Origin of the sequence: Streptomyces sp. NPDC001549 (assembly GCF_042894025.1) — a bacterium.
In the GTDB taxonomy this organism is placed as follows: Bacteria; Actinomycetota; Actinomycetes; order Streptomycetales; family Streptomycetaceae; genus Streptomyces; species Streptomyces kutzneri.
In genome coordinates, this window is sequence record NZ_JBIAVJ010000045.1 from 1 (window position 1) to 11,204 (window position 11,204).

General features: G+C 71.7%; 8 protein-coding genes and 1 pseudogene. All 9 read left to right on the forward strand.

All coding sequences use genetic code 11. From position 1 onward, the window contains the following. Positions 1-1,074 (forward strand): annotated as a pseudogene (locus ACFY04_RS40940) (hypothetical protein); the annotation flags it as partial. Positions 1,075-1,543: 469 nt separating this feature from the next. Then, complete coding sequence (locus ACFY04_RS40945) at positions 1,544-2,434, forward strand: hypothetical protein (protein WP_389125713.1); 891 nt, start codon at positions 1,544-1,546, stop codon at positions 2,432-2,434. Between the two features lie 50 nt (positions 2,435-2,484). Next, a complete protein-coding gene (locus ACFY04_RS40950) occupies positions 2,485-2,754 on the forward strand; it encodes a hypothetical protein (protein ID WP_389125715.1) in 270 nt (89 codons plus the stop codon). After that, on the forward strand, positions 2,751-3,869 hold the full coding sequence (locus ACFY04_RS40955; protein WP_389125717.1) for a conjugal transfer protein: 1,119 nt from the start codon (positions 2,751-2,753) through the stop codon (positions 3,867-3,869). The genes ACFY04_RS40950 and ACFY04_RS40955 overlap by 4 nt, the downstream gene beginning before the upstream one ends. 15 nt (positions 3,870-3,884) lie before the next feature. After that, positions 3,885-4,199, forward strand: coding sequence for a hypothetical protein (locus ACFY04_RS40960; protein ID WP_389125719.1), 315 nt, complete (start codon positions 3,885-3,887; stop codon positions 4,197-4,199). Beyond that, the gene (locus ACFY04_RS40965) at positions 4,196-4,792 is read left to right on the forward strand and encodes a hypothetical protein (RefSeq protein WP_389125721.1); all 597 of its coding nucleotides are present in this window, start codon (positions 4,196-4,198) and stop codon (positions 4,790-4,792) included. The genes ACFY04_RS40960 and ACFY04_RS40965 overlap by 4 nt, the downstream gene beginning before the upstream one ends. A 2-nt stretch (positions 4,793-4,794) precedes the next feature. Then, positions 4,795-7,329: an ATP-binding protein gene (locus tag ACFY04_RS40970; protein WP_389125723.1), complete on the forward strand. Its 2,535-nt coding sequence runs from the start codon at positions 4,795-4,797 to the stop codon at positions 7,327-7,329. Next, entirely contained in the window at positions 7,326-9,836 is a 2,511-nt protein-coding gene (locus tag ACFY04_RS40975; protein ID WP_389125725.1) for a hypothetical protein, read from the forward strand. The genes ACFY04_RS40970 and ACFY04_RS40975 overlap by 4 nt, the downstream gene beginning before the upstream one ends. Next, entirely contained in the window at positions 9,833-10,975 is a 1,143-nt protein-coding gene (locus ACFY04_RS40980; protein WP_389125727.1) for a C40 family peptidase, read from the forward strand. Before ACFY04_RS40975 ends, ACFY04_RS40980 begins: the two co-directional genes overlap by 4 nt. The last annotated feature ends 229 nt before the right edge of the window (positions 10,976-11,204 follow it).

The window sequence follows — 11,204 nt, forward strand, 5'->3', positions numbered from 1 at the left end:
GACCGGCTGATCTACCAGGCCCGGCTGCAGGCGCGGTACGGCCGGTCATGGCGGCGGAAGGCTCCGGTGGAGGCGCTGATGCCGCTGAAGCTGGCCAAGATCGGGGTACCGCTGGTGCGCACCGCCTCCGAAGGGCTGACCGCCGCAGGACTCAGCCCGGTGCTGCTGCCCTCCCGCCCCGAGCCGGAACTGACGGCGCTGCTCGAGGCGCCTGAGCTGCCGACGGCCCGCCAGCGCCCCGTCGAGCATGAGCCTGTGCCTGCGACGGAATCATTCCGGTTGGCAGAGACAACGGCAGAAGTCAGCGATGGCGTTTGGCCTGAGGTGTCTGAGCCGGCCTTGATCGACCTGTTCCTGGCTGCCCGGTACTTCATCGCGCAGTGCGGAACGATGCCCTCGGCGGAGCAGTTCGCGGGCTTCCTCGCCCGCGACTACGGCCTGACCGATCCGGTTACGGGGGGACTCCTGCCGGGCGGGCTCCTGGAGCCGGTGCTCGCCGAACTCCGGCAAGCCGAGGCCGGGGAATCCGAGAGCCGGGAGGGGCTTCCGGTAGACGAGGCACCGACGGCCGAACTGCTCGCCGCCCCGACCGCGGCAGGTTCCGATCCGGACACCGCCGTTGAGCCGCAGCCCTTTTTCGGGGAGCAGCTCAGCCTTCGTGGTCTTGCGGGCAAGCCGCTCGAAGAGACGCCGGTGTCGTCCGGGGCGGTGCTGGCGCCGACGGCTTCCGCGTTCGGCGGCGGCCTCGAAGGCCCGGCGGGCCGGCCGTCCGGGCAGTCGGCCCCGGGGGCGCCGGTGAGCTCTGAGGAGCCGCAGGACTGGATGGCGGATGTGACCGCGACCGGTGAGGCGACTGCTCGCGTTCCGAGGCAGCAGAGCGGCGACGAGCCGGCCGAGGACGATCCGATCCAGCGCGAGATCGAGCAAGTGGCCGCCTGGCTGGCCGAAGCCGAGGACGCCAGCATCCGGCTGTCAGGGGCTGAGGTCGGACGGCGCCTGGGGGTCTCTCCGAAGACCGGTCAGCGTCGGGTCATCGATGCGACCCGGCACCTGGAAGAGCAGCGCAAGCAGTAGGGCCGGGCGCACCTCCGCTCCGTCGGGCGCTGACCGGACCACCCCTTCGGGGGCGCCGGGACCGGTCATCGTTTACCGGTAAACGGTCCTCAGGGTTACCCGCGGCTGTGACCGATCGATCAGTGACCGACCCGGTGACCGATGACCGATCCAGGCCCCACCGGTCACCAGTCATGACCGATCCGCGGCCACCGTTCACCCGTCCACTGCGCCCTCGCCCTGGCACCGCGGGCAAGCCTCCGCACCCTAATCCCGGGCTTGCCCACCCCCTTGGGGGGCTTGCCCGGGTTGCACGGACCGGTCTCGAGGGGGCTTGCCCACCCTTCCACCAGGCTTGCCCGATCGGTCACGGGAGGCTTGCCCAGTCAGCGGGCAAGCCTCCCAACTGGTCTTTTGGGGCGCTGGGCAAGCCTTTGGGTAAGCCGCTGTGAGGAGTGTGTACGGCACGAGATCCGAAAGGAGACGTGCCGTGCACGACGTGCTGCACCCCGCCCACGGTGGCGGGTTCTTCGACCGTCTGGATGCCGACTGGGCCGCGCTGTGCGCGGACCCCGCCGTCCAGGATGCGGTGACCGACTGGGTGACCGGCGGCCACCTGACCGACGCGGTCGCGGCCGTGACCGATTCCTGGGCCGGCTCCCTGTCGTCCGCCCAGCTCCTCGCCGCGCTCCGCCCGACGGCCGACGGTGTGACCGATGCGTTGACCGATGCCGTCCTGCGCGCCCTCCTTCAGCGCGCCGCCGGACGTGACCGATCGGCCGCACTCGCCGGACGCATCATCGTCCAGGCGATGCTCCCCGCCGTCAGCCGCATTACCCGCGGACAGGTTCGATCCACCGGCGGCCGCACCCGCGACGCCGTCGGTCACGCGACCGTGGCCGCTGTATACGAGGTGGCCCGTTCCGGCCGCATCCACCTCCGCCCCGGCCGGCCCGCCGCCAACCTCACGCTGGACACCCTGCGCCAGGTCCTGGCCGACCTCGCCGCCGAGCAGATGCTGGCGGGGGAGGACCTCTCGGCCGCGGAGGACATCGCCGACCCGGCGGCGGGCCCGTACGAGATCGCCCGCGCCCGCACGGTGCGCGCGGCCGCCGCGGAAGCCGGCCTCCACGCGGGCCCGGCCGACGACGACGCCGACCCGGTCCGGATGGAGCTCCTGGAGCTCCTCCTCGACGCGGTGCGCGACGGCGCCCTGTCCATCGCCGACGCGCAGGCGCTGGCCTGGCACCACATCAGCGGCGGCACCCCGGACGCCGAGGCGGCCGCCCGCGTCGGCACCACGCCCGGCGCCTGGCAGCGCCGCCGCTCCCGCGCCCTGGCCCGCCTCTCGGCGTCCATCCGGCCCAAGGCCGCGGCATGACCTGGAGCACCGCCCCGGCCACCGTCCGCTCCCCCCTTTGGAGATGTGCCTTGACCACAGTCGCCGCCGCACCGTCGCTGGACGCGGACGAGGAGCGCGTCACCCGCGCGCAGCGTCAGCTCATCCACCTCGGGGCCGCCCTCGTCGCCCGCCCCTTCGACACCGGCACGTACGAGAAGCTCCGCGCCTTCCTCGACGAGGACGCCGAGCGGGTCCTTGCCGCGCTCGCCGCGTTCCGCCGTCGCCCCGAAGCGGAATTGCGGATCCGGATCGCGGAGCTGGCCGGTCACACGCTGCGCTCGGCCGGGGGTACGGCATGAGCCTGGTGCGCACCGGACGCCGGAAGCCGGCCGCACTGGAGGAGGCGCAGCAGGCGGGTGCTCAGGAGCCCGAGGACCAGCAGGACGCCGGCTGGGTCGGTGGCTGGTCGACCGGCGCCCAGGCCAACTCGGCCGCGCTGGTGCGATGGCTCGTCTGGGGTCTGATCGCGCTGGGGCCGCTCCTGGGCGCGCTCGCCTACCTGTCGGTGCCTGCAACGTCCGCGGCCCTGGCGCCGAAGACGGCCCCGTCCGTACCGGCTGCGAGTGGCGGCCAGGGCGCGGCTGGCTTCGCGAGCCTCTTCGTCGCCGCCTATCTGTCCGCAGGCCACGGTGACGAGGCAAAGCTCGCTGCCTACTATCCGCCAGCGGGCAGCCTTCAGCTCGAAGGAGTCTCCGGCCAGCACCGGGGCGAGCAGCTGACGGTCGTCCGTCTCCGGCAGACTGACACATCCGTCTGGTCGGTCACCGTGGCGGCCCGCGTGACCGGCCCCAAGCCGTCAGCGACGCCGTCCGCGCAGCCGGGCGGTGCTCCTTCGCCCGCGGCCGACCCGGTCCGCTACTTCCAGGTGCCCGTGGCCACGGCGCCCGGCGGCGGGGGAGCGACCGCGTACACCGCACTGGCCCTGCCGGCCGAAGTCGCCGCGCCCGAGCGGGCCAAGACTCCGGACATGATCTACGGGGCGATGCGCCCGGCCCTGCCGACCGACCCGCGCACCCAGGCTGTCACGTCCTTCCTGACCGCCTACCTCACCCGGGCCGGCGCCGAGCTCGACCGCTACCTCGCCCCCGGCCTGCGCCTGGCCGCCCCCGTACCGGCCCCCTACTCGGGTGTCGCGGTGGACCAGATCGCGGTCGAGGGCGAGACCGGCGGAGAGCCGGTCGTCTCCGTCCCGAGCGACGGGACCACCCTGCGCCTGCTCGTCGCGCTGCGCGCCACCGGTCAGGACGGGGTGCGGCTTCCGCTCGCCTACGCGCTCACGCTTAAGGCCCGCGCCGGCCGGTGGGAGATCGCCAGCCTCGACGGCGCCCCCACGCTCGCCTCAACGCCCCCGGCGTCTGCACCGGCTGGCTCCGTCCCCGGCTTGCCGAGCCTGGCCCCCACCCACACCCAGTAGAAGGAGCACCCCGACATGCTGAACGACACCGTCACGCTCGCCCAGGGGCTGAACGACGTCACCCTCGCGCAGGGCTGGATCCAGACCGGCACCGGCCTCGGCAACGCCATCAAGAGCCTCATCTTCGACGTGGCCATCCCTGTCCTGTGCGGGATCTTCGTCGTGGTCGTGGGCTGGAAGACCAAGGCGCCCGGTCCGACGATCATGGCGGTCATCTTCGCGGGGATCGTCTGGGGCCTTTCCGCCAACATGGTCACGCTCAAGAACAAGACGACGGAGGACATCGTCCAGTACCAGGGCGGCCCCAACGCCGTCCGGAGTGACCAGTGAACGAGACCGGCGGGGAGCCGGACTTCGAGCTGATCGGACGCTGCTACACCAAGGCGCGCCGCGCCCCTCTGGTCCACGGCGTGATCCGGGACGTCAACGGCGGCAAGGGGATCCGGCTGCCCGGAGGCCCTTACACCCTCACCCAGCTCGCCGGGATCGTCTCCACCGTCGCCGCCCTGATCCTGACCCGCCCCATGTGGGGCGGCCACGGCTGGCTCGACGTGGCGGGCCTGCTCGTCATGCCCTTGGCGGTGGCGTTCGTGCTGTGCCACCTCCACATCGACGGCCGCAACCCGGCCGCTGCCCTGCTGAGCATCGCCCTGATGGTGGCCGCGCCCCGGCGCGGTCAGCTCCGCGGCCGCGCCTACCAGCCTTCGCGGCCCACCCGCGGAGACACCCGCATCCACCTGCCCCCGGCCGAACCGCTCCCCGACACCGCCGCCAACGCGATTGAGGCCGCTGCACGCCCGGTCCCGACTCCGCGGCAGCCGGCTTGGCCTGAGCCAGCGGCGCCCGCCGTCCTGGTGGCGTCGGGGGTGCAGGCCCTACTCGCCCGCCGTGCCGCCGCGTCCCGTACCGGACTGGAGAACTGACCATGCGCCTGCCGATCCGGCACGTCGAACAGAACCTGATCTTCACGACCCACGGCACCGTGTGGGCCGTCTGGCGGGTGTCCGCGACCAACTACAGCCACGCTCCGGCGGCGGTGAAGCGGCGCCGACTCAAGGCGCTCGAAGGGCTCTTCAAGTCGCTCACCGGTGAGCCGATGCTCATGAGCCTGTGCCCGCAGGTCGACCCGACCGCGGTGGTGCGCGCCATGGTCGACGACATCGACCTGGAGCGCGCCCCCCGATACGAACGGCTCGGGCACGCTGTCCTGGACGAGCTGGAGAACATGGAGCTGACCGGCCGCACCGACTGGCTCGCGCTCCCGCTGTCGCAGAAGGACGCCGTGATGTCAGCGTTCCGCGCGGCGCGGGCGGAAGCGGCGCTGCAGCTGGGGCTGATGCCGGCCGTCGTCACCGGCACGGAGGTGCGGCGGCGCCTGGAGCAGGCCCAGCGGATCCAGGCCCAGTGGCCGTCCGGTGTGTCGATGCGGCCGGCCTCCGAGGCGGAGATCCTGTGGATCTACGGCCACTGCGCGCGGCGGGGTCTAGCCGAGCCGTTCCTGCCCGACGGCACCGAAGCACCGGTCCGCGGCCGGGGCCGGAACGTCGCGGCGCTGGGGGAGATCCTCGTCGCCGAGGGCGGCGCCGACTTCACCACCGGCCCCGCGCTGCCGGCCAACCCGTTCACGCGGCGCTTCCTTCAGGTCTCCAGCGAGTGGGGCGACTCCTACCAGGCACTGCTCGCCCTCTCCGAGATGCCCGAGGCGTTCGCCCTGCCTGGTGCCGCCTACCTGCAGCAGCTCGACGACCTGGCTTATCCCGTCGACTGGACCGCCCGTCTCGTCGTCGTTCCCGGTTCGAAGGCGGAGCCGAAGGTCCGCAAGCGCGCGCGGCATCTGAAGGCGCAGGCGGCCGAGTACGAGGGCGACCCGGCGGGCCCGCCAGCTGCCGTCGCCCGCAACCAGGTCGACAACGAGGAGTACCACGAGCGGCTCACCGCGAACCGGCGCGAGGTCGAGATCCGCGCCATGGTCACCCTCGCCGTCTGGGGCGACAGCCCCGATGACGCCATGGACCGCGCCGCCGCCCTCGCGAGCGATTTCGGGTCCACCGACTACACCTTCTCCCGGCCCGCCGGCGAACAGGCCAGCCTCTGGCAGGCGATGCTGCCCGGCTGCCGCACCCCCAGGGTCATGGCCGGGTACGCGCAGATCCTCCTCGCCCGGGACTTCGCGATGGCCATGCCCTGGTGCGGCTCCCAGCTCGGCGACGAACGCGGCGGCCTGTACGGGCTGCAGGTCGCCTCCGGCGGCGCCCGTCCGGTCCTCATCGACCCCGCCCGCGGCCCCCGCGAGAACGCCTCCGCGTCCATGGCGTTCCTCGGCGAGCTCGGCGCCGGAAAGAGCGTCGCGATGAAGGGCGCTGTCTACAACGTCCTCGCGCGCGGGCACCAGCTCGGCCGGCCCGGCAGCCGCGGCCGGGCCGTCATCGTCGACCGCACCACCGACCAGGAATGGGCCCGCTTCGCCAAGGCCTGCCCGGGCACCACCCAGCTGATCCGCATCGACCACACCGCCGAGGTCTCCCTCGACCCGCTGCGCCTGTACGTGGAGAGCAGCCCGCAGGCCGCGGCCCGCTTCACTGAGTCCTTCCTGACGCTGCTGCTCGGTGTACGGCCGATGGATCTCGAAGGCGTGGCCCTGTCGGAGGCGGTCCAGGCGGTCCTGGCTCGGCCCGAGCCGTCGATGCGCGCCCTGATGGACGAGCTCACCGCGCGCGGCGCCGACGACGCGGCCGCCCACGGCCTGGCCCGCAAGCTCGGATCGGTCGCCCGCAAGGACCTGGCGAGGGTGGTGTTCGACGAGACGCTGCCGGTCGTCGACACCCAGCGCGCGGACAGCGTCGTCTTCCTGGTCAGCTCGCTTGCCCTGCCCAAGAAGAGCGAGCTGGCCTCCGAGCACCGCATCCAGCGCCTGGAGTTCGAGAAGGTCCTGGGCCGGGCCCTGATGTACCTGATCGCCGCTGTCTCCCGCGAGACCGCCATGAGGAGCCGGGACGAGTTCGCGGTCACCGTCTTCGACGAGTGCTGGTGGCTCACCTCCAGCGACGAGGGCCTGGAGCTGCTGCTGGAGATGGTCCGCGACGGCCGCAAGCGCAACGCCGCCGCGTACGTCGGCTCGCACGACGCCGACGACATCGGCCCGGCCGACAGCGAGAAGGGCGCCATCGTCCGCGGCCTCATCCCGCACCGCTTCGTCTTCCGGCAGACCAGCCGCCCGCTCGCCGTCCGAAGCCTGGACTTCCTCGGCGTGGACTCCACCGACACCGGCCTTCTGGACCTGGTGACCGGCGGCCTCTCGCCCCTCGACCTTCCCGAGGACCAGCGACGGGCCCGCGCGGGGGAGTGCCTCTACCGCGACCTCGCCGGCCGCATCGGCCTCATGCGGGTCCTCATCCCCATGGACCGGGCCATCGAGAAGGCCATCCACACCACCCCCACCACCCAGCAGGCAGCGGCATGATGACCTCTTTCGCCCCGTGGAAGCGGCTGCGCTTGCTCGGCGCGGTCCGCTTCCGCATGGCCCTCCTCCTGGCGGCGCTCGCCGCGACCGCCTTCACCATGCTCACCTCGCTGCCGGCCCTCGCCGAGCCGAGCCCGGCGCCGACCTCGGCGCCGACGAGTACACCCAGCAGCCCTCCCGGTCCGGCGACGCCCGGCACGCGTACGCCCACCCCAGAAGAGCTCGCCGAGATCGAGAAGATCCTCGGCGAGCTCAACGAGCGGCTCTCCGACTCCGTGAAGGAGGCCTACCTCAGGACCGAGGAAGAGCGCCTGCGCGAGCTCCTTCCCGACGAGGGCGGCGTCCTGGCCGTCTTCAGCGTCACCGACCGCAATCACATGCCGATCTCGGCCTACACGATCCAGAGCGACACCGGCAGCTGGACGGAATGGGACCTCAAGTTCCAGAACCTGATCGCCGAGCTCTTCTTTATGATCACCAAGTGGGTCATAGCGTTCTGCTGCTGGATCATCATCTGGGTCCTCAGCTTCGGCCCCGCCAAGCTGCTGCTGACGCCCGTTCTGTCCGTCGCCAACTCCCTGCACGTCCAGGTCATCCTGCAGATGGGCCTGCCCAGCCTCTTCCTGGCGGTGTGCGCGCTTGTCTGCGTGGCCCGCATCTTCTTCGGGGACCGGGCCAAAGGATGGGGGGACGCAGCCCTGTCCCTCCTGATCGCAGCGCTCACCACCACTGTGCTGTCGTCACCCCCGCAGCTTCTCCTGGGTGAGCAGGACAGCGCCATCGCCGCCGCCCGCGGCCTGGCCCTCGAAGTGGCCGACATCATCCTCGACGCCAACCCCGGCGAGCGGGAGAAGGACCCCGGCGCCGAAGACTCCGCCAGCAGCGCCTCGCTCTCACGCCCGCTGAAGAACGCTCTCACCGATGCCTTCATCGTCAAGCCGGCCATGCTGCTCCAGTACGGACAGGTCTTCAAAGGCGACTGCGCGAAGAAGTACTCCGACACCAAACTCACGCAGCTCGCCTACGACCGGGCGGTCAACGAGAAGATGGCGGGGCTGAAGAAACTCAACAGCTATCGCGCCTGGATCGACCCCGCCGGCGCGGAGATGACCGACTGGACCGTGCAGGTCGCCAAGCGATGGGCGGTCGACCACTTCGGCAACCCGCCGATGGAGCAGTTCGAGAAGCAGTGCGTCCACGGCGACGTCCAGGCCGCCAAGCGGGCCTCGCTGGACAAGGTCGGCGGAGCACTCTTCCTGCTCATCGCCGCGGTGATCGTCACCGTGCTGATCACCGGTCTCGCCGGCAGCTTCCTCGTCGCACAGTGCCGCATCGCGTGGGATGCCGTACGCGCCGAACCCGCCCTCGTCGCCGGGCTCGTGCCCGGAGCCGGCCGCGGCTACCTGTGGGACTGGGCAGCGTCCGTCCTGCGCTCCCTCGGAGTCCTGCTCGCCTCCGTCGTCGGCCTCGCCGTCCTCATCCTGATCATTCAGGCGGTGCTCGACCCCGTGCAGACGGAAGACGGCACCGAGCTCACGCTGCGGTTCCTCGCCGTGGACGTCGTCTGCATCGCCGCGGTCAAAAAGCGCAAGGCACTCACCGTCAGGTCCAAGGAGGTCGCGAAGAACTTCCGCGCCAAAATGTCCGCCGGGCGCATCGGAGGCACCAACGGAAGCGTCTTCACCCCGTCCTCGACGCCGGTGACAAGGAACCAGAGCATCGCCCGGAAGGTCACCCGCGGAGCGGTCCGCACCGCGATGGTCGGCGTATCCCTCGCCTCGGGCAATCCGATCGCAGCCCTCGGCTACGCCACGTCCTCCAGCGTCAGCACCGTCGCCCTGATGAACCGGCTCCAGTCCGGGAACAGGACCGGCGGCCGGCCCGCCAGGCCCGCGAACCATCAGCCGAACCCGCCGCAGCCGCCCAACCCACCGCAACCTCCCAACCCGCCCCAGCCGCCGCCCCCCGTCCTGCCGCAGCCTACGAACCCGCCGCAGCCCCCCAACCTGCCCGGCGGCCAGGCGCGCAACCTCGCCAGCAGCACAGCCGCCACCATCACGAACCAACTGCCCGGCGGTCCGATGTACCACCGGGGCGCCAGCAGCAGCACGGCGGCCACCATCACGAACCAACTGCCCGGCGGTCCGATGTACCACCGGGGCGCCAGCAGCAGCACGGCGGCCACCATCACGAACCAGCTGCCGGGCGGTCCGATGTACCACAGGGCCGCCGGCAGCATCAGTACGGTCACCACCATCCCGAACCCGCCCAATCCGCAGGTCACGCAGGCAACCAGCCCTCCCACCCAGCCGCGCCAGCCGGTGCCGACCCAGCCCCCGGCCTCATCACGCCAGCAGCAGCTCCGCCAGCGCCTCAACCGTGGCACCCAGCGCCAGCCCGTCACACACCGCATCACATCCGTGACCCCGGCACGGCCGAGCGACGCGTCCCTCAACCGCAACGAGGAGCGTGAACTGAGGCGCCGCCGCCTGCGGGGCAGTGCATGAAGAAGCTCAAACGGTGGCTGGTCGGCGCCGCCGCGCTGATCGGGCTGGCACTCGTCCTGCTCGCCGCGGTCGCCGCCCACGTCACCGGCCTCGCCCAGAGCGAAGCCGCGGCCGCCGCAGCCCGATGCCCCGCCGCCGGCCGGCCCGGACCCGGCCCGGAAACCACCGACATCGCCCACAAGGTCACGCAGATGCTGGCCGGCAGCGGCAGTGCGGACGTGCCCGGCCTCTCCGAGCCTAAGAAGCAGATCCCCAACGCGAAGGCCATCCTCGCGACCGGCATCCAGAAGCGGGTGCCGGCCCGCGGCCAGGTCATCGCCCTGGCCACCGCCCTGCAGGAGTCCACACTGATCAACCTCGACCACGGAGACCGCGACTCACTGGGCCTGTTCCAGCAACGCCCTTCCCAGGGCTGGGGAACCCGCGAGCAGATCATGGACCCCGTCTACTCCAGCACCAAGTTCTACGACGGGCTCGTGAAGCTGGAGGACTGGGAGCAGATGCCGCTCACGGTGGCCGCGCAGAAGGTCCAGCGCAGTGGGTTCCCCGACGCGTACGCCCAGCACGAACCGCTCGCGACGGCCCTGCAGCAGGCCATCGCCCCGGCGCTCGGCGCCGCGCCCACCGGACCGCCCGGCCCCGGGGGAGGCCTCGGCCCCGGTGCGTGTGCCGGCGGCCAGGCCGAGGCCGACTTCGGGGAGATCCCGCCCGGCACACTCCCGGAGGGATACCAGATCCCGCCCACGGCGCCGACGCATGTGAAGACCGCGATCCGGTGGGCGCTCGGCCAGCTCGGAACCATGTACCAGTGGGGCGGCAGCTGCACCAACCCCCACGGCACCAACCCGGCCGAGCGGTGCGACTGCTCGTCTCTGACGCAGCGGTCCTACGGTGTCGCCGGAATGGAGATCACCCGCACCACCTACACGCAGATCCACGACGGACACCCCGCCTCGGTCAGCGCCATCGCCCCCGGTGACCTCCTCTTCGCCCGCGGTACCGCCGACGCCCCTGAGCACGTGGCCATGGCCATCGGCTACGGCTACGTCGTGCACGCGCCCCGGACCGGCCGGCCCGTCACCATCGCCCGGCAGAGCGAACTCGGCCCGATCCTCGTCGTCCGGCGCATCGTCGGCTGATGCCACCTGTAGGTTCCAACTAGAGATGTCGGTGTCCAAGTGATTTGTCATCAACTTGTCGTCTGACCGGCTCAGCTGAGCCCCTACTCGGTACGCGGCCGACGTCATGCTGACGCCCTGCGGTCCAGTCTTTCGTTTGGTTTGTCCGGCTTTCCACTCAGGCTACTGCTGGTGGCGGCCAGTGTCTTGGTGTCGATGACATCGGACACGAAGGGGCTGCCGTGGCCTC

Coding starts and splice junctions, on each gene's coding strand:
- ACFY04_RS40955 (WP_389125717.1), top strand. CDS start 2,751: ATGAGCCTGGTGCGCACCGGACGCCGGAAGCCGGCCGCACTGGAGGAG.
- ACFY04_RS40960 (WP_389125719.1), top strand. CDS start 3,885: ATGCTGAACGACACCGTCACGCTCGCCCAGGGGCTGAACGACGTCACC.
- ACFY04_RS40970 (WP_389125723.1), top strand. CDS start 4,795: ATGCGCCTGCCGATCCGGCACGTCGAACAGAACCTGATCTTCACGACC.
- ACFY04_RS40975 (WP_389125725.1), top strand. CDS start 7,326: ATGATGACCTCTTTCGCCCCGTGGAAGCGGCTGCGCTTGCTCGGCGCG.
- ACFY04_RS40980 (WP_389125727.1), top strand. CDS start 9,833: ATGAAGAAGCTCAAACGGTGGCTGGTCGGCGCCGCCGCGCTGATCGGG.